Consider the following 23194-nt stretch of genomic DNA (forward strand, 5'->3'; position numbering starts at 1 on the left):
GCCACCGGGTGTGTTCGCAAAGCCGAACTACCATGCAACTTTCCAAAGGTTTGAAGTAAATTGGATAGCAGTATAAAAACCACAACGTTCAGAAAACTGCTTTTATATAAAGCTAATAAACTGCTGCACATCACTTTCTCCTAACAACCGTTCCACTCTGCCAGGCTGTTCAGTAAGATCAGACAACTCCTTAAAGACCTCGCGGACGGCTGGATGATCATTGGGCACTGCCAGCATGAACACGAGTGAAGCCCTGCTATCTCCCCACTCCAGCGGCTCTTTTAGCGTTGCAGCAGCAATCGCCGGGGTTTTGATCAAGTCAGGACTTCCATGCGGAATGGCAATGCCCGCCCCGATATTCGTATCAGAAAGCTGTTCCCGGTTGATCGCCCTGTGGGTATACTTCTTATCGACATAACCTTGTTCGAACAACCGATTGGCCAACAGCTCGATCACTTCATAGCGGTGTTCCCTTTCCACTTGCAGAAACACAAGAGATGGATCCATCAATTCCGCAAGATGAGAACCCGGTACAGTCACGGCCTGCTTGGTTCCCGATCCGGACTGCAGTTTCCCGATAAAGGAAGCAAGCTTGTCTATTTCATGCCCATCCATCAACGGGGAAATTTGGATCGCCGGGATACCGGTTTTCTCGACTGGTACAGTGGATACGATAAAGTCGACTGGATGGTCGGCAAGGTATTGTTTTACGTTGTATTTCGCGACACTATCAACAACTTCGATTTCCGGAAACTTTCCTTCCAGCTTCGTCCGCAACAACTGGGATACTCCCACCCCCATATGGCAGACTACGATTGCCTGAAGTTTTTCCACCCGCTGGTTACGGAGCCGTTCGATCGATGTTTGAAAGTGAATCGTCAAGTAGGCGGCTTCCTCTTCCGGTAAAGAAAAATCGAAGTAATCATGGATATCCTCCACGATATAAATCACCATATCAAACATGTATGGGTACATCTGTTTAATTTCCTGAAGCATCGGATTTTTGACAGGCAGTCCATACGTAATCCGGTTGACAGTAGAAGAGAGATGCAGAATAAGATCTTCTTTCAGTTGATCATCATCGGCAAAATCGATCATCGTCACTTCGGACATCCGTGCTGTCAGCTTTTCGACCAGCTCGTTCACCATCGGCACCTGGCTTGTCCATGTAGCATCTGCCTGACCTCCGGGTACTGTTTGATAACGGAGCTTGGCCCCGAGAATATGAAAAGCGAGATAATACATTTCGTCTTCCGGAAACCGGACGGCAAAAACACTTGCCATCTTTTCAAGAAATTCAGCTGCCCATTCAAGCTCTTCCTTATCATGCAGCATCTGTTTCTCTTTCGTTGAAACGGAAATCGGCTGTCTGGTTTTCACTCGTTTAATCATAATTAGCACGTGAATGGTCAGGCGGTCGAACGTCTCATCCGTGAAAGACAGCTTATGTCTTATTTGTAAGTCATCAAGTTCCTTTTTTACCAGCCGGATATCGGCACTGGCGAACATCGTTTCCATAAACGCCGCAATTGGCATCGCTCCCTGGCTGCCGAGCCGTGACAATTCTGAGAGGGCCAGCCGAATATTTTTCTCCTCCCCCTCGACGGAATGCCCCACTTTTTGCTTGGAGATGACGGAGACATTCATTTTCCTCAGCCAATCACGAATTTTATCCAGGTCTTTTCGAATGGTACCTTTATTCAAAAAATATTTATCGGCAAGCTCTCCGGTGGTCAGCGGCTTTGCTTTTACCAACAACTCGTACGCAATTTCCATCCTGCGGTCTCTATCCGTTTTCCGCTCTATTGGCTGCATCGATTGTAACTGGTCAAACAGACGTGACTTATCCGGCTCGTCAACCTTCACAAACACCCCTAAGCCAGGCTTTTTTTCTAAACGCCCCTCGGAATGTTCGAACAGAAATTGTTCCAAATGCTTTAAATCATTGCGAATCGTTTTCTCGGAGCAATGGAAGTGCTGGGCCAGTGTATCTACTTGAATATAATTATTTTCCCGGGTAAGCAGAAACCGCAACAGCCCGGTTTGTCGATCATTCATCTTGTTCACCCTATCACATATAATGACGTTTTTTCATGGCCGGTTTTATCTTTCCTCAATGAATTCGTCGATTTTCTTCCCGAGGTGCCTGCCTGGCTTATCCATCCTCCCGGCAATTCTGTCTCTTTTTTTCAAATCCAGAACAGAAACAGCACCTTTTTCCTCCTCCTGTACATATACGCTAGTAGAAGACTGTAAAGTAGCCGATACGATAATACCTTCATCACTTTGACAAGTGACGCGTATGAACGGACGTCTTTCTATTTTCACGCGTCCGATCGAGATCGACCGACTTCCCTGGGGACTACTCACGGTAAGGGATTCTCCTGATTTGATTTCCTGCAAGTATTGGCTTGCCTTTTCCTGGTACAAATATTGATGAAATCCCCCACAATTTATCCGGAATGGTCGTGGCGGGTACCCTTCCGATTGTCTGTTTTCTGACAAGACTTTGAGATAACCATGGCCAGTATTGCCGATATAAAGACCTTCCTCCTCTTGCAGGCTATCGATAAAGTCGACACAGACCCGCATCCCTTCCCCCACTTGTTTGATTTCCACGACTTCTACATAGGTTGTCTTAGCGCTTTCCTCCACTCTATCACCCTTTTCGCTTCTTCTTTTTTCAGTGTACCTAATTGGCTGGATAAAAGAAAACCCGCTGATTGGCGATGAAAGACTACTACTACTCCTGCAAAAATATTATCCAATTTTCCTCTTGAAAGAAAGTCACAGGAACTCCCCCATTCCGCTGGAAGTTGTAGTAAAATAGTTCGCATACCTGAAAATTTACTGGAGGTTAACTAGATGCGAGTGATTGTGGTCGGACTATTAGCGGCACTTTTTTTCTCTGTCACCTTTATCCTGAACCGGTCAATGGAGCTGGAAGGCGGAAGCTGGGTATGGAGCGCTTCTTTACGATTCTTCTTTATGCTCCCGATGTTATGGGCAATCGTCGGCTTCCAAGGAAAAATCAAGCCCGTATTGATCCATCTGAAAAACCATCCAACAGCCTGGATTGTCTGGAGCTCCGTTGGATTCGGATTATTCTATGCTCCGATTGCTTTTGCCACCGTATATGGTCCAGGGTGGCTGGTCGCAGCAACCTTTCAGCTGACGATCATTGCCGGTTCCCTGCTCGTCCCATTTCTTGATAAAGGGACGGAGATAAAGCAATCCATCCCGGTAAAAAGCGTCCTCATTTCCGCCATTATTCTGGGCGGTGTTATCCTGATGCAGCTTGAACACGCTTCAGCAGTGCCCCTGGCAAGTGTCTGGTTATGTACAATCCCGTTAATTCTTTCCGCTTTCAGTTATCCTTTAGGAAACCGGAAAATGATGCAGGTCGTCGGCAACGAGCTCAATACGTTTCAGCGGATACTCGGCATGACCATCGCCAGCATGCCGTTTTGGCTGGTCCTGTCCGTCTACGGTACTGTAGCGCACGGCGCACCTTCTTCCAGTCAGCTTGTCCAGACATTCATCGTCGCTGTTTCGTCCGGCATCATCGCTACTGGTCTATTTTTCTACGCTACCAATCTTGTTAAACACGACAATCAAAAATTGGCCGGCGTCGAGGCCACTCAATCTGGAGAGGTAGTGTTTGCCTTGATCGGGGAAATCATCTTTCTTCATGCAGCAATGCCAAGCCTGCTTTCTTTCGCCGGAGTTTTTCTCGTGATTGGCGGAATGGTGTTGCACAGCCTTAACAGCGGGATACAGGAGAAAGAAGAATTTCAAGAGATTTCCAACGCAAAATGATAACCCAGAGGGTGTGAAGCCCTCTGGGTTATATCCTTTTCATTCTATAAAACTTCTCTGTCCCAATGGCGATGCTCGGCAATGGCTTTGCTGAACTGCTCTGCGAAGCTTTTTGTGTCTTCACTTGAAACAACGCCGGGACTGTCTTCCATGCCGTCTGCCTCCAATAGCTTTCTGCCTTCATGTGTCGCGCCGATCGGTTTATAGTGCGAAAATGCTTCCATCACGAAATAGGCGGCCTGTTTATAAAATTCCTTGTTTTCCTCTCCGCCTGCTGCATATACCGCATCAAACAATACGGAATCAGCCGTCAGGAAGGTATGGTCGACGTCCAGCTCGGTACCGTCTTCTCCGGTCACCTTACCCTGGCTATCACTGATCACTTCTATTTGCAGTCCTTTTCCCTTCAGTTCATCGATAACCGGTTTTACTTCCTTGCCATTGAAGTTTTGGCCGAGGATCAAAGCAATCTTGCGGGTATCGGCTTTGAATTTCGTGTTTTCCTGGCTTAAGGCTGGAGAAGCTTTCGTTACGCCTGTATCTTTTCCTTGCGGCGGATTGGCTCCGATCGCTTTCGCAAATTCTGTCGCCAGTTCCATACTTACATTGCCGAACATATCGACAACCTGCTGCCGGACGGATTCACTTTCCACTTTCCCCAGCTCAAAGCTGAATGCCTGGATCATATGTTGTTTTTCCGCTTCGCTCATGCTGTTCCAGAATAACGTAGCTTGCGAGAAGTGGTCTTTAAAGCTATCGCTGCGAGCCTGGACTTTGTATCCATCCACTTTTTCCTGGTAATGCTTAAACCCGCCTTCTTCTTCACTCGCCGGTTCCGGCGTATTGGCAGCAAGCGAATTTTTATGGTAGCTGACACGTCCCTTGTTGATCGTTTGTCGTCCATAACCGTCCCGCTGGTTATTATGGAACGGGCAAACCGGGCGATTGATCGGCAGCTCATGGAAGTTCGGGCCGCCCAGTCGGATCAGCTGTGTATCCGTATAAGAAAACAGCCGTCCCTGTAACAAGGGATCATTCGTGAAATCGATGCCCGGCACGACATGACCCGGGTGGAAAGCAACCTGTTCTGTTTCCGCAAAATAATTATCTGTGTTGCGAGTCAGCGTCATTTTTCCGATCAACTTCACCGGAACATCTTCCTCCGGCCATATCTTGGTAGGATCCAATATATCAAAATCGAAACGGAATTCCTCTTCCTCTGGTATCATTTGCACGCCGAGTTCATATTCCGGATAGTCGCCATTTTCGATTGCTTCCCATAAATCGCGACGATGAAAATCAGGGTCCTTCCCGTTGATTTTCTGTGCCTCGTCCCATACCACTGAGTGGGTTCCCAACACTGGCTTCCAATGGAACTTAACGAAATGGGCCTTTCCTTCTGCATTGACGAAGCGGAAAGTATGGACGCCGAAGCCCTCCATCATCCGGAAACTTCGTGGAATGGCTCTGTCGGACATCGCCCACATGATCATATGAGCCGACTCCTGGTTATTGGCGACGAAATCCCAGAACGTGTCATGGGCAGTCGCTGCCTGCGGAATTTCATTGTGCGGCTCCGGTTTGACCGCATGAATCAAGTCCGGAAACTTCATGGCATCCTGAATGAAAAAGACCGGTATATTGTTTCCTACTAAATCGTAGTTCCCTTCATCTGTGTAAAATTTCGTGGCAAATCCGCGGGCATCCCTGGCCAGTTCACCGGAACCACGTGATCCGGCAACCGTGGAGAACCGAACGAATACGGGTGTTTTTTTCGAAGGATCCTGTAAAAAATCTGCTTTGGTGAATTCCTTCATCGATTCATAGACTTGGAACTCTCCGTGAGCGGCAAAGCCACGAGCGTGTACAATCCGTTCAGGAATGCGTTCATGGTCAAAATGCGTCATCTTCTCACGAAAATGGAAATCTTCCATCAAAGTCGGACCGCGTTTGCCTGCCTTCAGCGAAAATTCATCCTCTGATACTTTGACACCCTGATTGGTTGTCAGTTTTTCTCCTTTGTCATCCGTCTTGAACTGCTCCAATTGTTCCTGTTTGCGGTTTTTGTTTTCACTCATTGAATAAACTCCTCCCTTTATGTAATGATTGGACAATTATTTTCTTCCCGAGTAAACGAGTAAAAAAACGGGTAATTTAAAATTTTTATTATTTTTGAACAATTCTAATTAAATAGTCGCTTAAATTAGACTCCATTTATTCAAAATTACTTTGGTAATCTAATAAAAAAGGGTAAAATAATTTGAAAAATCTGTTAACCTATAAGAAAATGAAATAGTTTTCAGTTTCGAGGTGAAGGACATACAACATGAAATATCTATTCATCCTTTCGGCCATAAGCAGTACGGTGTTTACTGTGATTGGCCAGGGAGCTACCGGAATAAGCGTGGGATTATTGTTGTTAATGCTTGGAGCATACTTTAGTAAACGAAGGTTTACAAGGGATTGGAGGGATTAACCATTGAGGAGAAAAAATAAGCGAAGAAAAGCGGACAACAGGTTGGGAAAATGGGATATTCTTGAATTATTAACGTGGATCCCGGAAGTCTTGATGCTTCCTGTCCGTTTGGTTATTTGGTTGTTAAGAGGGATAGGCAGATTGATCGGCAGCATCTTTGACGCTATTTAACCTACTTAAGACTTACCGACTGGATGAAGTGCGTTTTGGTCGAGGCGTGGGTGCATTTTAAACTTCATCGACCGGATGAAGTGCGTTTTGGACGGGGCGTAGACGCATTTTAAACTTCATTGACCGGATGAAGTGCGTTTTGGACGGGGCGTAGACGCATTTTAAACTTCATTGACCGGATGAAGTGCATTTTTGACGGATTGCGGATCCATTTAAGCTTCATCGAACGAATGAATGGGCTTTTTGCCGTTCCGCTACCTCTATCACTCCTTATACCGCCTGGAAAAGGAAAACCCGCCAGAAATCGGCGGGTTTTCACTTTCATTTTCGTTAAACAGTCGCTTTCGCTCTGTCTTTCTTGATTTGTTTGCTTCGCAGTTGTCCGCAGGCAGCATCGATATCGGAACCTTGTTCAACGCGGACACCGCAATTGATTCCCTGGTCCATCAATGTTTCATAAAAATCGAGGATGGCCTGTTTCGTGCTGCGCTGATATTGATTGTGTTCATCAACCGGATTGTACGGGATCAGATTGACGTAGGACAAATGGCGTTTGTCCTTCAACAGCCTGGCAAGCTCCAGCGCCTCTTCTTTATGGTCGTTGACATCCCTTAACAGGATATACTCGAAGGTGATCCTGCGGTTTGTTTTTTCGAGATAATAATCAACAGCAGGCATCAGCTTTTCCAATGGGAATGCCTTGTTGATTTTCATGATTTTCGTGCGCAATTCGTTATTCGGCGCGTGCAGAGAAACAGCCAGGTTGATTTGAATGTCTTCGTCCGCAAAGTCATAGATCCGGTGGGCAAGCCCGCTTGTAGAAACGGTGATATGTCTCGCCCCGATGGAAAGCCCCTTCTGGTCATTGACCACCCGGAAGAAGTCCATCATATTCGTGTAGTTATCGAACGGTTCGCCGATACCCATGACGACAATGTGGCTGACCCTCTCATCCTTGCCCGCACCATCTAAATGATGTTGGACATTCATGATTTGTTCAACAATTTCGCCGCTGGAAAGGTCGCGATTTTTTCGCAGCAAGCCGCTGGCACAGAATGTACAGCCGATGTTACAGCCAACCTGCGTGGTCACACAGACCGAAAGTCCATAATTGAATCGCATCAATACCGTTTCGATCAGGTTTCCATCCTGAAGCTCGAACAGGAACTTGATTGTCCCATCTTTTGATTCCTGCTTGATCGCCTGTTTCAATGTCTGCACGACAAAGTGTTCCTCCAGCAATTCAATGCAGTCCTTATTCACGTTTTTCATATCTTTAAAAGCGGTAACCCGTTTTTTATATAACCAATCCCAAACCTGCTTGGCACGGAACTTTTTCTGACCATGCTCGGTAAGCCAAGACGTCAGTTGATCGAAAGTTAATCCATAAATGGATTGTTTGTTCATTTGTTACCCTCATTTCAGTAGGTTTCCTTAATTTTTTCCTATACCCATACTACTGAATGTATCGCCATGTAGCAAGTCCCGGTTGCGCGATTCCTTCGTTTTAAGCCATCCAGGCTCTGGTGGCCCATACCATTCGGATAAAAAATTGGATGATATTGCCGAATAGGAACAGGGCATGACCTCTCTATCATCCCTTCCTAAAAATCAGCGGCAAATGCCTTTACTTATCCTTTTCATCAACCAGCCGTGTTTCAGACTGCAAAGAAACGCCGCCATAAACAAGAGACCTTTCGTACTTACCCGGCAATCTAGGCATTTCCAATAGACCTCTGCTCCAACCCTTTACCGGCAAATCCAAGCAACTTCTTTTCCCGGGTCCGTTAAATTTTACGCTACATAGTTGATTGCAAAAAACTGGCCTTTTGGTGATTGGCTACGTGTTTCTTTCATCCAAATTTAAATACAAAGGAAATAGTGATAACTGGTAGAATCTCTATTTCTTTCGTCAAAGAAACGACATAGGGAACGGAAACAGGGCTTTTGACTCCACTCTAAATGTCTTGTATGTTATGAACGTAAATCCCTAGTAAACAACTATGAGTAATAATAGAATCCAAACATAAAGGAGTCATTCGATGAAAAAAGTATGGAGAGGCTACCTTGATACATCCTTGATTGTTAAAATAACCACCGCCCTTATACTCGGCGTCATAACCGGCCTTCTATTTGGCAGTGAGGCGTCCATATTAGAACCACTTGGCGATTTATTGATACGTCTGCTTAAATTCCTGATCATTCCTTTGGTATTGTTTACGCTGATGGTAGGCATCAATCAAACGAAAACCGGCAGTCTCGGAAGGACGGGCGGGAAAGTGTTCCTTTACTACATTGTTTCCTCTGCCTTTGCCATTATCATCGGCGTTACCATCGCCGGCGTTTTCCAACCGGGTACCGGGATGACCCTGGGAAACAGTGAAGCGGTCGAGGTTCCGGACAATCCAGGTATGGCAAGTGTCTTGCTCAATATCGTTCCGGACAATATTGCCACGGCTTTTACGGAGCTGAATCTGCTCGGAATCATTTTTACTGCTTTTGCATTCGGAATCGCCATTTCTTCTCTGCGTTCTTCAGAAAACTATGCGGAACTGGGGGAAAATGTCTATAACGTCATCAACGGATTGAATGAAGCAACACTGACCATCATGAAGGTGATCCTGCAATATGTCCCGATTGGGATTTTTGCGATTGTCGCAAACACAGTCGGCAGCCAGGGGTTCGATACGTTACTTGAACTTGGCAACATGGTTGCCGTTCTTTATATCGCCTTGATTGCCCAAGTTCTGCTATATGCCGTTTTCCTTCTTCTGGCCAAGTTCAGCCCGGGGCGCTTTTTCTCCCAGGCTCGAACTCCGATGCTGACCGCGTTCGCCACCCAAAGCAGTTCAGGGACATTACCGTTGACCTTGAACGCTGCTGATAATTTAGGACTGTCCCGCAGCCTCTACGGTTTCAACCTGCCGCTCGGAGCCACGATAAACATGGATGGTGCAGCCATCCGAATCGCCGTTTCTGCAGTTTTTGCGGCCAATATAATCGGTGACCCGCTTAGCTTTACGGATATGCTGCAGGTTGTATTAATCGGGACACTCGCCTCGATCGGCACGGCGGGTGTTCCCGGGGCCGGAATCATCATGATCGCCACGGTTTTCGCCCAGCTGAACCTGCCGATGGAAGCAGTCGGTCTTCTGACAGCTATCGATGCCCTTGTCGGGATGGGCTGTACCGCCCTCAATGTCACCGGCGACCTGGTCGGCACCTCGATTATTGACAAAACCGAAGCAAGAAAACCAAAAACAGCTGCCAATGGATGATCATTGTTATCCCAGCCTGTCTACGCTTGGTGTAGGCAGGCTTTTTGCTGTTAAATAATCTTTTTAATTGAAGGGATTCTCCTCCATATAGAGAAGTAATTAGATTAACAGTCTTAAAAACAGGAGGATAACAATGACACCATCATCCTTTTCTAAGCATCCGATCATACAAGCACCCATGGCCGGGGGAACAGCGAATCCAGCATTGGCAGCAGCGGTGTGCAATGCCGGGGGACTCGGCTTCCTTGCTGCCGGCTACAAGACCGCTCAGCAAATGCGGGAGGAAATCAAGCAAACTCGAAAACTAACGAGCGGCCCTTTTGGAGTCAATCTATTTGTCCCAAGCGAGGATACGGCAGAGTCTGCAACACTCCACGCCTATGCCGACAGACTAGAACACACAGCGAAGCGGTTAGCTGTGTCCCCAGGTGAACCCAGAAACGATGACGACGACTGGGAGAACAAGCTTGAAGTAATAATCGACGAGCACATCCCGATTGTCAGTTTTACCTTTGGCTGCCCCGCTCCCAACGTCCTGGACAGATTAAAACAAAGCGGCAGCTATGTCATCGTAACCGTCACTTCGCCTGAGGAAGCCGCTGAAGCTGCTCATGCAGGAGCAGATGCCTTGTGTCTGCAAGGAATAGAAGCCGGCGGCCACCGCAGTACGTTTCAAAACAACGACGAAACGGAAGATTTTTCGCTCCTTCCTTTACTGCGCCTGGTTAAGCAGCAGGTAGATCTCCCCTTGATTGCCGCCGGAGGCATCATGCATGGACAAGATATTGCTGCTTTGCTGACGGGGCGGGGGCGGAAGCTGTCCAATTGGGCACTGCCTTTTTGCGTTGTCCGGAGAGTGGGGCAAAACCCCTGCATAAACAGGCACTTGCAGGCAACCGTTTCTCGGGAACAATGGTAACCCGAGCGTTTACCGGAAGACGGGCCCGGGGGCTGAAAAATGCGTTTATCCAGCAAAATGAAGGAGCTGTCCCTGCAGCCTATCCTTTTGTCCACTACATGACCAAGCCGATTCGAAAAGCTGCGGCAGAAGCAGGGGACCTGGAAGCAATGGCGTTATAGGCTGGACAAAGCTATCGGATGGCCTTGGATTTACCGGCTGCGGAAATCGTTACAAGGCTAATGGAGCAGCAGCAGAGAGCATTTCAAGCGCAACAAAAGGCTGGACATAACAAAAAATCATGATGATAACAGGGATAGGAAAAAATCTTTTTATGGATTCGGTGATTGGACAATGTTAGTAAAAGCGAAGTAAGGTGGACTTTCCTTAAATGGACTTCCCTTCATTCTGTTGATTGAGTTGCGTTTGCAACCGCTGCGGCAAGATACTTCGCTTTCCACGGGCACGACTTCAACTTCCTCAGTAAGCACAAAACGCTGTCTTCCGGGATTTTCAGTTCGTGCTGTTCCCGCAGGAGTCTCCATAGGCAATTAAATATATAATTTCCTATACAAAGTAAAAACAGGCTTGATTTTGTCAGGCCTGTCCTCTTTAACTCCCTCCTTCGTTACAATAAACGGAAACACGATAAAATTGGCTGTGCATCAGGCACTCTCCTTCATGCATAAGGCATTTTCCATCGGGTTCGTTCATGAAAAAAATCCTTGTGGTGAAAATAATTGTTAACAGAATAGGTATTATGTAGTATATTAGAAAAAAATAGAGTATAGTTTGCCGAATTTATAGTTCTTTTTTCTTATTTGCTTTTTCTCATTCTTACTCTATTTTAAAAAAATTGAAAGGATGAGTGGAATGAAAGTTACACTGCAAAATGAAGCGGGTTTAACAAAAGTAGTGAAGGTAGGCTTTAGTTGGACTACTTTCTTTTTTGGATTTTTCCCTGCCTTGTTCCGCGGGGATTTAAAATGGGCGGCGATTATGTTCATAATTGAAGCCATTCTTGGTTCTTTTACATTAGGAATTGGGGCTTGGATAAGCGGGGTAGTTTTTTCCTTTGTCTATAACAAAATCTACATAAAAGAGCTTATCGAGAAAGGCTACAAACCTGCTGATGAAACAGCCAAAGCGCAATTAGAGCAAAAACAAATCCTTTCTCCAACAGCTTAACCTTTTCTATTAGCTTCAGTGGAGAACGCAAGATAAAACGCTTGGATGAATTCATTATCATTATCCAAGCGTTTATTTGTTATCCCCGGTGATAACCAGATTTTCCCTTCTTTATGAATGGACATGATCAGCACAAAATAATTAGGCCTCCCCGGTTTGATTCACCTTGCTTTGCTCCTGTTTGGCAATCAACGCATAGTACGTGACATTCCGCTTAAACTGACCTTGTTTTTTTAAAAACTCCTGCAACTCCTCTATCCCGATCCCTAGATCCTTCGCTTCTACCATCAAATCCACCCACTCCTGATCAAGCTTTTCATAAAAGTCCACGGTAATTCCCTCCTAAAATACATATGTATTTCAGGCGGCCCAGCCGTCATTATTGTTACCAATAGAAGACCTGTGGCTTTGCGTCCCTATCTTTCAACAGGTTTGCCTTTATCTGAGTTTTTCCGGCAAGAAGCATGAATGAGAACCCTGACATTCGATTTTTTCTTAACCCCATTTTACAAGATGACTCATTACACCTTCATTACATAACCCTTTAAAAAGGGTAATGGACCGAAAAAGATAAAGAAATTTTTTAAATGGTAACCAAAAAAACAGACATGATGGAAAACTCCTCCCATCAGGGACCAAAAAATACCCCTAGCGGCAGTTTTCGGTTTCCTTCATTTTAGTTTGTTTTTATATGAATTCCGAGGTTCCTTCAAATACAGCATCCGATCGTTCAGTTCCTCGTCTTCACCATAGTAGCTACCGTATAATTCCAGATAGAAAGCAGCTGATTTATAATCCCTTGCATCTTCAAACCAGTCGGCCAAAAACAAAGCCATGTCAGCCCATTGCTTCTCAATCCAGCTGCGCATTTCAAGAAACCAGTCTTCATATAATCCAGGCATCATGTTTTCACTCTGTTCAGACAGCAGCTGTTTAAATCTTGCCACCTTTTCTTCGTCGCCTTTCAAGCGATTTGCCAGACGGATTGCATCGATTAGACTCTGGAGATCCGATTTTACTTTTGCTTGGAGAAAAACATGTTCCCTGTCCGTTATCAATATTGGACTTTCATAGGCAAAATTATTTTTTTCCAACAACTGTTTCAAATGATGCAATGCTACACGCAGACGATTCCTGGCGTTGTCCAAGTCGGCTTCAGGCCAGAATAGGTCACAAAGCTCCTCTCTGGTTGCTGATTGTTGAATGCTCAAATAGATTAGGAGCTGTTTCGCCTTCCGTTTTCCCCATCCTTCAAATAATCGGTTACCATTCAAATAAACCGAAAAACCATGGATCGTATTTACCAGAAGAATATTGTCCTGTCCGGATGTTTCCATTTCCTGCTGCATCAACCCTCTTATTTCGGAGTACAATTCAGACGTCAGGTGTTTTTGGTAGTCATATTCCTGCAAACTGATGAAAGAAGTGGAATTCCGATGTTTCTTGATGAAACCGTCGATCCAGTCGGCAACCAATTTTGGCTGATCCATTTGAATCATGAATGCAGCCTCAGGCACGGTATAACACCTTGCATTCGGATTAAAATTCAGGATGGCACTGGAAAGTTCAGGTGGAAATATAATATCCTCTGAACCGGACAAAATCAGAATAGGAACCCTTATCCTGCGTAGGTTTTCGACCCCATCTGGGCCAAAACCGGTGTGGAACAATTCAAAGTAGACCGTCGTAGATACCTTTTTGTAAGCATTCAGCAGTGTAGAAGCCTTTGCTTCTGTGGGTATATAGCAAGCTTTATCGACGATTTCTTTTCCCATGGCCAGCATGTTGTCCTTCCCGTCAACCATATACTTCCTCTGACTGACAACCTTGTCCCCCATCTGTTTCGGATAATGGATGGGTACACTGAACAATACCACTGTCCTCAATTGGTCAGGCTGCTGCCCCGCTATCTTGATACCGATAAACCCACCCAGCCCCTGTCCGATTAAATGATATGCTTCTATTGATAATTCCTTCATCAAGAAGGTAAGATCCTCTGTCAGCAAATCGATGTTTCTTTTCTCCCTGCCTGCATCGCTGTCTCCATGACCTCGCAAATCATAGCGTAAAATATGATAATGTTTACGAAAATAAGGAATGACAAAATCCCATGAGTACATATCCAAGCCAACTCCATGGATAAGAATCAGCGTTTCGTTGGCAAACGGGTCTTGCGATTCAATCCACTGGTAATGAATCGTTAAATCACCACGTTTCATGCAGGACATTCGACCGCCTCCTGTTTGGTAGACTAAGTAAAAATGACTAAATTTTCTTACTACTATGGTTCGCTAAAAGTGTGGAAATTCCTTTATACTCGGTCGTTTGGGGTTCCAAACGACAGCTTGGTGGAGAGATGTTTCCTGAGCATGCAAGAAACTGCCAGTTTATGGTATGCTTGAAAGGATATCCTTAGAACCAGACACAAGTAGGTGAATCGATGGAGCAAAACGCATTGCAGGTGGCTAAAAACTATCAAAAGCAGCGCCAATGGGGGAAAGCGGCAGCACTTTTTCAGCAGTACATGAAAAACAACCAGGAAAACTGTGATGCTACCGTATTTGCTGCTTATGCGCGCAGTCTGCGTTTTACCGGAGAGACAGATAAGGCAGAAAAAGTCCTGCAAACAGGAAAACGACAGCATCCTGAAAGTGAACGGATTTTATTGGAATTCCATAACCTTTATGACTTTTTAGGGCAATGGGAGACTGCTGAAGAAATAGCAAAATCCCTGATCAAGAAAAACCCCAACAAACCAAACTACCATTTCCGATTGGGAAGGACCTATTCGTTTTTAGAGAAACCAAAGCAGGCAAAAAAAGCCTATCGGAAAGCATTGGAGCAGCAGCACGGCCTTTCCTTCAAACAGCTGACAACAAAAATCCAAGCCGGTTTCGCAACAAATCCCGAGGAGGTCTCTTCGACCTATGTATTCATGGACGGGAAGAACAATTTAGGTGCCTTCATCCACGACTATAAAGGAAAGAAATACTTTACAAAAATTGCTTCTTATAAAAACAACAAGGTGGGCGCCGGCCGGGAAGAAACCTTCTACAAGCAATTGTCCGCAGACTTTCCGCAACTGGAAGGCTTGGCACCGAAGTATATCGATGCACAAGTGATCGATAAAATCGCTTATTTAACGATTGAATGGATAGATGCTGTCCCGGCTGCACAAAAAGATATCAAAACGATTATCCCGGCAGTCCAGCGTTTATCCAGTATTGGTTTTCAGTCGCTTAACAACAGCTATCCAAATCCTGATTATGTTTTCCAATACAAAAAAGGCCGTGCCATTTCGGTCGTACATTTTTTCACCCAGATTCATCAGGCAATCTATAATGAGAAAATGTTTGAATCGATACAATTGATCATGAAGCAGCATCGTTACCTAAACGGTGTCAGGAAAATCATCGAGCGATTGAAGACGGTTGTGGTGGGATGCCGATTGTATGAATTTATCGAACCGGAAAAACATTATGCATTGTTGCACGGCGATTTTGCTTTTCAAAATGTGATGATCGACAAAAAAACCGGATCGCCGAAAGTCATCGACTGGACTTCTTTTACAACGGGACCACATTTTATCGATGTCGCCAGGCTGTTTACGAGCCTGCTGATTCCTTACCAGGAAGTGAAACGACTATATTTGGAGGATGATCAAACCGGAGGAAGACTCTCTCAAGTGGAACAAATCTTCTTTTTATACGCACTCATACTCTTTTATTTCCAGAAGCTTGGCCGAAAAGGGCTAGAGACCGAGTTGTCTATTTACTTGCTACCTGCTCTTAAAGACTTGGAAAGACTGGTAGTGGAATTTTCACAAACGGAAGAAGGGAAACATGTGGAGAAAAACCTATCCTTGCCAGAAGACGAAAATGCTTTAAAAATCAAGCAGCTGGAGCAAAAGCTGGACATCATCCAGGAGGAACGGGACCATTTGCAGGAGCGACTAGATGGGGTGTTGAATAGCAAGTCGTGGCGGATTACCATGCCGCTTCGCTTATTTACCGAACGGAAACAAAAAAAGCGTTAGATACATAAAACCGGGACAGCTGTTGGCTAGTTCCGGTTCTGTTTATTTAGCCGGAAGTTGATGGCTTCCTTTCCAGCTCGCTTTTTCGTAAAGCTCCCAGCAATTCTTTTACCATCCGCTTTTTATTCCTTATTGCCTGCTCTTCCTCTCCCAGTCTTTCCTGCATTACCATCAGAGTTTCCGAAACACCCTTTATTAAATGTTCGGAACCACAGCCATTCATCCGCCTCAACCTAACGATAGCCTGAATATCCTTTAATGAAAGTCCGAGTGATTTCATTTCCCGAATTGCCTCAAAATCGCGTTTTTGCTGCAATCCATATAACCGCTGGCCATTATTCCATGCGGGTTCAAGCAATTCAAGATCTTCATAATGACGAACAGTGTCCTTTGTCGTTTTCATTTCTTTTACAAATTCTCCGATTCTCATCATCGAGAAGCCTCCTATCCTTTCCACCAAAACTATTGACGTGGGGTCGACCCCACCGTTTAATCTACCTTTACATCAATAGTAAAAGGAGAGATTTATTTGATTAGCAGTATCTTGATTATTTTGTTCTCATTAATCAGTCTGTCCGGTGTCTTTGTTTTCCTAGGAGCCGGCAATGATCGTCTGGCTCCCCAGCTGCAGCCATTCCAAATCATCGCTTTGACCTTCGCCCATTTGAGCTTTCTCCTGTTGGGGATGTTCGCATTTATCATGCATGCTCCAATTAAATGGATGATATTCGGAATGGCAGCAGTAATCCTTTCGAGAGTGTGTAATGGCTACTTTCTTTATGGAAAGAACAACTGGCAGCATTACCTCGTTACGGGGGGATGGATGGCATGCAATCTCGTACTCCAAGTATCGGGCCTATAACCTTTCCATTCGACTTTAAAAAAAGCGTCTTCCAGGTAAATCTCCGGAAGACGCTTTTCCTTACGCGATGTTGTATTGGGCACTTTTCTGCTTGATACTGCGGTATTTGATGATTTGGCTGGCATACCACAGAATGACAACAAAGGTAAGCGTAAATCCGATAATGGCAGACAGCTGGTAATCAAGGTTCAAGCCTTCGGGCGCATAGAAGATGTACATACAGACAACACCGGTCATAAAAACAGCCGGAATGCCGCAAATCCAATGCAGCTTGAAATTCTTCAGCAAATACAAAGTTCCAGTCCAGAGCATTACTGTGGCCACGACCTGATTAGTCCAGCCTACATACCTCCATAGAAACGTGTAATCGATCGTGGCCAGGAAAAATGCCGGGATGGAAATCGGAACCGTGACAAGCAGTACTTTCCACTTGCTGTCCATCCGATAGAATTTAGACAAAACATCCGTAGCAATCATCCTGGATGAACGAAGTGCCGTATCACCGGTTGTTATCGGCAGAATGATAACTCCGAAAATGGCAAGAATCCCGCCAATCGTACCTAGTAACGAGGTAGAAATTTCATTCACCACTCCGGACGGACCGCCTGCAGCTAGTGCTTCCGAAAGACCAGTTGTTCCGTTAAAAAATGTCATTCCGGCAGCCGCCCAAATCAATGCAATTACCCCTTCCATAATCATTGCTCCATAAAAGATTTTACGTCCATCAGATTCCTTTTTCATCGTACAGGCCATAATTGGACTTTGGGTACAATGGAACCCGGAAATCGCCCCGCAAGAAATGGTGACCATTAGCAATGGCCATATTGGCAGATCCCCTGGATGGAGATTCGCCATCGTCAGGTTCGGCATCGGTTTGCCGGATACAATCGTACCAATCGCAACGGCCACCGCCATGATAAGCAAAATCGCTCCAAGCAACGGATAAATTTTGCCAATAATCCGATTGACAGGAAGAATAGTCGCTAAGAAGAAATACCCGAAGATAATGATCAAAGCAACCATAAAGCTAAGCGGTGTTATTTGCGAAATCAACTGGGCAGGTCCCGCTGTAAAAGCGGCTGCAACCAGCAGCATCAGCACGAGCGAAAGACCGTTAATAAACACCTTCGCCGGTTTTCCTAAGTAACGGCCTACCAGTGCCGGAAACTGTGCGCCATTATGGCGAAGCGACATCATGCCGGAAAAATAGTCGTGTACCGCCCCGGCAAAGATACTGCCGATTACGATCCATATAAATGCCACTGGCCCATAAAGGGCACCTGCTACCGCCCCATAAATCGGACCGAGACCGGCGATATTCAATAGCTGAATGAGGTTGCCCTTCCACCAGCTCATCGGTACAAAATCCAGATTGTCCCGCTTAGTATAGGCAGGAGTAAGTGTTTGATCATCGATTCCAAAAGTCCGTTCTACAAATTTCCCATAGAATACATAACCGAGAATAAGTAAGATGAGTGCCGCAAAAAATGTTACCATTGCCAATCCTCCTGTTGAAAATCTAGTAGAGTATGAACAATCTTAACATGTTTTCGGAGAAAGTAAATATAATTTTCAGAAAAAAGTTACTATTAAGTATATTAAAGGGCTTACACGGTCACCTAACGAAGGAACCTCCTAAGAGATCTTCTTTTTGTTTAGCTCGGCGTCCATATTACGTTATATTCATAAGCAGTCCCGGGAGAGGAAACGATGGAAAAGGTTCAATTTTCAGGCGGATTTGATCTTCTTTGGCCGGGGTTTGATCTTCTTCCGGGCGAATTTGCTCTTCTTCCAGCCGGAGTTGCTCTTCTTTGCCCGCCATTTGCTCTTCTTCCAGCCGGAGTTGCTCTTCTTTGACGACAATTTGATCTTCTTCCAGGCGGGATTGATTTACTGAAAATAGAACAGAAAAAGGTGCCAGCAACGGTTACACTGGCACCTTGTTTATTTACTCTAAATTGGCATGTCTTCCATACATTTTGTCTGATTGCATGTCCTTTTTTTCCATAAGTCGTAATATAATAGAATCAAACAACAGGAGCAGCGATTGTTCAAATAACGACCCCATCGGCTGGATGGATTTTCCGCTAGCGTTGTCTGCTTTTGCCTGCGCCGGGACTTCTAGGACGTTGTCAGCCATTTTTCCAATCGTGGAATCGGGGTTTATAGTAACAGCGGCAACCCTTGCACCAATTTTTTTTGCTTTCTCCGTCATGGCTGCCAAACTCTGTGTTTCGCCTGAACCGGAGCCGACAATAAACAAATCTCCCGGTAACAAACTTGGGGTAACCGTTTCTCCGACTACGTAAGGTTCAAATCCTATATGCATCAACCGCATCACAAAGGATTTCCCCATAAGTCCAGAACGTCCACCGCCTGCAACAAAGATTTTCTCAGCGCCAATAATAGCATTCACCAAACCCTCTACCTGCTGAGTATCCACCCTATTCAGGGTTTGTTTCAGCTCTCCTAAAATTTCGTCGGTATAGGCCATGGTCTGCATCTTATTGGTTCACGCCTTCATCAATCATTTGCTTGATTTTGGCTGCTTCCGTTTTTTTATCATCCTTACTAGTGATGCCACCGCCGACAATGATGAGGTCCGGTTGTGCTTTCATTACTTCAGGCAATGTTTCCCGTTTTATCCCCCCAGCGATCGCTGTCTTGGCGTTTTTGACAACCTGCTTGATGGTACGCAGATCTTCAAATGAATCCTTGCCTTCTGCTTGGAGGTCATATCCTGTATGCACACAAATATAATCTGCGCCAAGCTGGTCAAGCTCCTCTGCACGCGTCTTTATATCTTTTACCGCAATCATGTCGACAAGAATTTCTTTGCCTTGTTTTCTTGCTTCTTCCACAGCTCCCTTTATGGAACTATCCTCGGCAGCGCCCAGTATGGTGACAATGTCGGCGCCTGCAGCGGAAGCTTGGGCCACTTCATATCCTGCAGCATCCATAATTTTGACATCTGCAAGTACCGTCAAGTCAGGAAAAGCGTCTTTTACTTCACGAACTGCTCGATGCCCTTCACTATTTATAATCGGTGTCCCGATCTCCACAATATCAATATGCTCTTCTACTTCCTTTATCAATTCAATAGCTTGTGGGATATTCACTAAGTCTAAAGCTAACTGTAATTTCATGTATACTAACTCCCTTGCATTTTTTTAACTTCTCTACCAGTGTAATGTACTTTACCAAAAATCATAAGTACGCACTTTTCCCTCATATAGTGATCAAAACTATACTGTTTCATGCATGGATCTTGCCCTCCACCGCTCCGTATAGGTGCGTAAAAAAGGGATGAAACAACGTGTTTCATCCCTTGATTAGTTACTGCGATTTCTCCGTAGTTTCTTTAATATGGATTGAACCGGGGACTTCCTTGTCTAAATAGGTTTTGTATGTTTTGCCCCAATCATACATTCTTTCCAACACCGGCATAAGGGATTTACCTTGTTCGGTCAACGAATACTCTACCTTGGGAGGAACGACTGGATACACGTCTCTATGCACGATGAAATCTGACTCTAACTCACGAAGCTGTGTTATCAGCATTCTTTGTGTAATTCCTGGTATAAGCCTTTTAAGTTCGTTAAATCGTTTGGTCCCTTCCCTTCCCAGATGCCATAAGATAATCATTTTCCACTTCCCGCCAATTACCGAAAGTGTTAGTTCTTTTTCACAGTTATATTCTTTTTCGCACACGTGTCCCATGATGATTCCCTGCCTCCTAAAAAGTCTATATGGTATACTTTTTTACACTACTCACATAAAACCCACATACACCACATTATGTCATCACAGTATACAGGCTCCACCCGTTCATGTAAAAAGACCCGTTTCTCCGAAAATATAACCGACAAGCAACATATGGGCTGGCACATAATAAGACAAGCCCTAAACTGAAGGGAAGTAATCCGTCAAATCGCATATGAATTGGTCTCTTATTTTCCCATGTATATTAACGATTTTTGATATTTACACTTTGATTATCAAATCAAAACAGCAATCCAACTAGTATGTTGACCATAGCTGTTGTCAATGTACAAATTACTTGTCAGTTGGTCAGCCATTTTAAAATATTAACTTTTAGTAAAGCCAGTAGGAAAATGAAAATAAATGCAGAACGTGTAGAGGACTGTTCCTAAGCGAATGAAGCAGATAACCTAAGATCAGTTAATCAAGAGGGAAACATTGGTCTATTTATTCGTAATACTCGTATCTTATTAATGAATACAACAAATTTGAGGTGGATAGATGAAAGCAATCTCGTACCAAAAGTATGGTTCCCCCGAAGTTCTTCAACTGAAAGAGGTAGAAAAACCTGTTCCTAAGGAAAAGGAAATACTGGTGAAAGTAAAAGCGACAACTGTAACAGTAGCAGATATCCGTGCACGGAGTTTTACAGTTCCTCTCCCCGTTTGGCTGCTTGCCCGAATAGCATTGGGTGTTAGACACCCCAAAAAAGAAATATTGGGGATGGAGCTGGCTGGAGAAGTAGAGTCAGTAGGAAAAGAGGTCAAGCGATTTAAGGAAGGGGATCAAATTTTTGCAGCTTCCCTAGTGGATTTTGGGGCTTATGCAGAGTATAAGTGCCTGCCTGAAGACGGATCAGTATCTATTAAACCCAACAATTTAACCTTTGAGGAAGCCGCAGCTATCCCAATAGGGGCACGTACAGCACTATTTCATCTTAGAAAAGCTAACATTCAGAGTGGTCAAAAGGTGCTTGTTTATGGCGCATCGGGAAGTGTAGGAAGCTATGCCGTACAAATTGCCAAGTATCTTGGTGCAATCGTTACAGGTGTATGCAGTACCACGAATGTAGATATGGTAAAATCGCTAGGAGCCGATAAAGTAATTGATTACACTACCGAAGATTTCTCTAGTATGGGAGAGACTTATGATGTTATTTTTGAAGCGGTAGATAAGAGCTCGTTTTCAGCTTGTATGAAATCCCTCAAGAAGGAAGGAACCTATATAAATGTCGCTGTGTCGTTACCACGTGGTAGAATGCTATGGACTCAATTGACAAGCGGCAGGAAAATAATTTTGGGTAAAAATTCACCAGAAAATCCTGAAGCCTTAAGCTTCCTCAAAGAACTTGTTGAGGCGGGGGACTTAAAAGTGGTCATTGACAGGTACTATGCGTTGGAAGAGATTGTGGAAGCCCATAGATATGTAGAGAGAGGACACAAAAAGGGAAATGTCGTCATAAATATGGAACGTCCCAATACATCCAAACAAATGAACGCCACCTAAGTGAATAAAAAGTTTGCGTTTCGTAGAATAAATCACCATATTATGTTAATAGGTTTGTGAAGAAACAGACGTAAAGTATCAAGGGCTTTCGTTTAAACAAACAGAACGCTTGGATGTTAATATCCAAGCGTTCTGTTTGCTATTTGTCCGGTTATTCATGGCTCTAACCTTCTCCAGGTTATCGAAACTACTCAATCTGAAGGGGCTGTCTCTTTGGAAACTATCCTTTTTTCTATCGCTCTTCTCCATCTTCCTGCATCGCTTCGAAAGTCCATTCCAAGTTCAATCGCAATCCCTGCAGTTCATTTTGCGATTCGCCGCTATCTTTGAACCTGAATTTCACGTAAAGACTATCCTCTGCATTTTCTCCATTACCCGCTTCAATACCGTCTATTAAACCCATGAAATTACCAGATAATAATTCATGTTCCGTTGCCGCATTTTCCAATACCAAATCTTTTAATTCAAATAATGATGTGCTGTTAACGATGATTGGATAAGCAAAAACGTCGCCATCCCCGGTATTTTTAAGGAAATCAACCCTCAGTGCCTGTGCATACTGATTAGCCAGTTCCTCACTTACAGGATTTCCGTCTTGATCCGTTACCGTATAATCGGTATGGAGCAAAACCTTTTTAATATCCAAGCTTCCTTCATTCGTAAGGAAAAAGCTTTTTTCTGTCCAATCCCCCGGTTTTAAATTTTCCAACTCTACTATTGTGGACGGGTTGGCGCTAAGTTCCAGTGTTCCTGAAGAAAAAGTGCTTGCTGAAGTGGCCGTGTCACTGAAATAAGCAAACGTCCCCCCTCCTACTAAAGCGATCCCCAATACCGCTGCCATGATTGCTGTGCTGATTTTTTTATACACAATGATTCCTCCTCTGTTTTTGTTATATTTCAACCCATTTAAAAGAATGGGAGTGCTTGTTATTTCGTTGATTAATAAAAACGTTCTTTTTAAAGAACGATAAAACCATTTTAACTTCTGTGCAATAAAATTAAAACCGCCATATCCAGTTATTTATTCTTTATAAAGAACAATTTACTGTTACTTGCTCCTTCTTCCGCTTTTTTCCTTTTATTTTCTTATTTTTTTCACTCAAAAACAGATTCCTGTCCTTATTTGAAACCAGTAATCTGTTTTCGCAGTCCGATAGGGAAATTTTTTAATTAGTACCAGTTAGACACGACCTGTTTA

20 protein-coding genes, 1 pseudogene and 1 riboswitch are annotated in these 23194 nt (G+C 44.4%); of the genes and pseudogenes, 8 read left to right on the forward strand and 13 right to left on the reverse strand.

Annotated elements, in window-relative coordinates; genetic code table 11:
* Window positions 1-102: 102 nt before the first annotated feature.
* Together ERJ70_RS18485 and ERJ70_RS18490 are read right to left on the reverse strand one after the other, a co-directional pair.
* Window positions 103-2058 (reverse strand): BglG family transcription antiterminator, encoded by a 1956-nt coding sequence (locus ERJ70_RS18485; RefSeq protein WP_209366202.1) that lies wholly within the window; start codon window positions 2056-2058, stop codon window positions 103-105.
* A gap of 45 nt (window positions 2059-2103) precedes the next feature.
* Window positions 2104-2655, reverse strand: coding sequence for a 3-dehydroquinate synthase II domain-containing protein (locus ERJ70_RS18490; protein ID WP_209366203.1), 552 nt, complete (start codon window positions 2653-2655; stop codon window positions 2104-2106).
* A 210-nt stretch (window positions 2656-2865) separates the two neighbouring features.
* Between ERJ70_RS18490 and ERJ70_RS18495 the strand changes: the two genes are divergently transcribed.
* On the forward strand, window positions 2866-3819 hold the full coding sequence (locus tag ERJ70_RS18495; protein WP_209366204.1) for a DMT family transporter: 954 nt from the start codon (window positions 2866-2868) through the stop codon (window positions 3817-3819).
* Between the two features lie 44 nt (window positions 3820-3863).
* Here ERJ70_RS18495 and ERJ70_RS18500 read toward each other — a convergent pair whose 3' ends face one another.
* Window positions 3864-5897 (reverse strand): catalase, encoded by a 2034-nt coding sequence (locus ERJ70_RS18500; protein ID WP_209366205.1) that lies wholly within the window; start codon window positions 5895-5897, stop codon window positions 3864-3866.
* A gap of 401 nt (window positions 5898-6298) precedes the next feature.
* Between ERJ70_RS18500 and ERJ70_RS18505 the strand changes: the two genes are divergently transcribed.
* Window positions 6299-6466: a hypothetical protein gene (locus ERJ70_RS18505; RefSeq protein ID WP_209366206.1), complete on the forward strand. Its 168-nt coding sequence runs from the start codon at window positions 6299-6301 to the stop codon at window positions 6464-6466.
* Window positions 6467-6796: 330 nt separating this feature from the next.
* Here ERJ70_RS18505 and rlmN read toward each other — a convergent pair whose 3' ends face one another.
* Window positions 6797-7873: a dual-specificity RNA methyltransferase RlmN gene (gene rlmN / locus ERJ70_RS18510; protein ID WP_209366207.1), complete on the reverse strand. Its 1077-nt coding sequence runs from the start codon at window positions 7871-7873 to the stop codon at window positions 6797-6799.
* A 635-nt stretch (window positions 7874-8508) separates the two neighbouring features.
* On the opposite strand from rlmN, the gene ERJ70_RS18515 reads away from it, so the two are divergent.
* The 3 genes and pseudogenes from ERJ70_RS18515 (at window position 8509) to ERJ70_RS18525 (ending at window position 11830) form a co-directional block, all read left to right on the forward strand.
* Window positions 8509-9744 carry a dicarboxylate/amino acid:cation symporter gene (locus ERJ70_RS18515; protein ID WP_209366208.1) on the forward strand — a complete coding sequence of 412 codons (1236 nt, stop codon included), beginning with the start codon at window positions 8509-8511 and terminating at the stop codon, window positions 9742-9744.
* 133 nt (window positions 9745-9877) lie between these two features.
* Window positions 9878-10947 (forward strand): annotated as a pseudogene (locus ERJ70_RS18520) (NAD(P)H-dependent flavin oxidoreductase).
* A 568-nt stretch (window positions 10948-11515) separates the two neighbouring features.
* Complete coding sequence (locus ERJ70_RS18525) at window positions 11516-11830, forward strand: DUF2628 domain-containing protein (RefSeq protein WP_209366209.1); 315 nt, start codon at window positions 11516-11518, stop codon at window positions 11828-11830.
* 141 nt (window positions 11831-11971) lie between these two features.
* Here ERJ70_RS18525 and ERJ70_RS18530 read toward each other — a convergent pair whose 3' ends face one another.
* Both ERJ70_RS18530 and ERJ70_RS18535 read right to left on the reverse strand, forming a co-directional pair.
* The gene (locus ERJ70_RS18530) at window positions 11972-12160 is read right to left on the reverse strand and encodes an anti-repressor SinI family protein (protein ID WP_245208061.1); all 189 of its coding nucleotides are present in this window, start codon (window positions 12158-12160) and stop codon (window positions 11972-11974) included.
* Window positions 12161-12190: 30 nt separating this feature from the next.
* A riboswitch (cyclic di-GMP riboswitch) is annotated at window positions 12191-12277 on the reverse strand.
* Between the two features lie 224 nt (window positions 12278-12501).
* Entirely contained in the window at window positions 12502-14058 is a 1557-nt protein-coding gene (locus tag ERJ70_RS18535) for an alpha/beta hydrolase (protein ID WP_209366210.1), read from the reverse strand.
* A 212-nt stretch (window positions 14059-14270) separates the two neighbouring features.
* Between ERJ70_RS18535 and ERJ70_RS18540 the strand changes: the two genes are divergently transcribed.
* A complete protein-coding gene (locus tag ERJ70_RS18540) occupies window positions 14271-15866 on the forward strand; it encodes a phosphotransferase (RefSeq protein ID WP_209366211.1) in 1596 nt (531 codons plus the stop codon).
* 46 nt (window positions 15867-15912) lie between these two features.
* On the opposite strand, the gene ERJ70_RS18545 is transcribed toward ERJ70_RS18540, so the two are convergent.
* On the reverse strand, window positions 15913-16299 hold the full coding sequence (locus tag ERJ70_RS18545; protein WP_209366212.1) for a MerR family transcriptional regulator: 387 nt from the start codon (window positions 16297-16299) through the stop codon (window positions 15913-15915).
* Between the two features lie 96 nt (window positions 16300-16395).
* Here ERJ70_RS18545 and ERJ70_RS18550 point away from each other — a divergent pair, with 96 nt between their 5' ends.
* Entirely contained in the window at window positions 16396-16728 is a 333-nt protein-coding gene (locus ERJ70_RS18550) for a hypothetical protein (RefSeq protein ID WP_209366213.1), read from the forward strand.
* Between the two features lie 60 nt (window positions 16729-16788).
* Here the strand turns inward: ERJ70_RS18550 and ERJ70_RS18555 are convergent, their stop codons facing one another.
* From ERJ70_RS18555 to ERJ70_RS18575, 5 genes are all read right to left on the reverse strand, one after another.
* Entirely contained in the window at window positions 16789-18225 is a 1437-nt protein-coding gene (locus ERJ70_RS18555; RefSeq protein WP_209366214.1) for a carbon starvation CstA family protein, read from the reverse strand.
* 175 nt (window positions 18226-18400) lie between these two features.
* On the reverse strand, window positions 18401-18652 hold the full coding sequence (locus tag ERJ70_RS18560; RefSeq protein ID WP_209366215.1) for a hypothetical protein: 252 nt from the start codon (window positions 18650-18652) through the stop codon (window positions 18401-18403).
* Between the two features lie 24 nt (window positions 18653-18676).
* Entirely contained in the window at window positions 18677-19222 is a 546-nt protein-coding gene (gene hxlB / locus ERJ70_RS18565) for a 6-phospho-3-hexuloisomerase (protein WP_309507158.1), read from the reverse strand.
* A 10-nt stretch (window positions 19223-19232) separates the two neighbouring features.
* Window positions 19233-19874: a 3-hexulose-6-phosphate synthase gene (gene hxlA / locus ERJ70_RS18570; protein WP_209366217.1), complete on the reverse strand. Its 642-nt coding sequence runs from the start codon at window positions 19872-19874 to the stop codon at window positions 19233-19235.
* Between the two features lie 190 nt (window positions 19875-20064).
* Window positions 20065-20448, reverse strand: coding sequence for a winged helix-turn-helix transcriptional regulator (locus tag ERJ70_RS18575; RefSeq protein WP_209366218.1), 384 nt, complete (start codon window positions 20446-20448; stop codon window positions 20065-20067).
* Between the two features lie 543 nt (window positions 20449-20991).
* Between ERJ70_RS18575 and ERJ70_RS18580 the strand changes: the two genes are divergently transcribed.
* Window positions 20992-21996, forward strand: coding sequence for an NAD(P)-dependent alcohol dehydrogenase (locus ERJ70_RS18580; RefSeq protein WP_209366219.1), 1005 nt, complete (start codon window positions 20992-20994; stop codon window positions 21994-21996).
* 232 nt (window positions 21997-22228) lie between these two features.
* Here the strand turns inward: ERJ70_RS18580 and ERJ70_RS18585 are convergent, their stop codons facing one another.
* Entirely contained in the window at window positions 22229-22864 is a 636-nt protein-coding gene (locus ERJ70_RS18585) for a TasA family protein (RefSeq protein WP_309507159.1), read from the reverse strand.
* Between the last annotated feature and the right edge of the window lie 330 nt (window positions 22865-23194).

Origin of the sequence: Sediminibacillus dalangtanensis (assembly GCF_017792025.1) — a bacterium.
GTDB classification, from domain to species: Bacteria; Bacillota; Bacilli; order Bacillales; family Amphibacillaceae; genus Sediminibacillus; species Sediminibacillus dalangtanensis.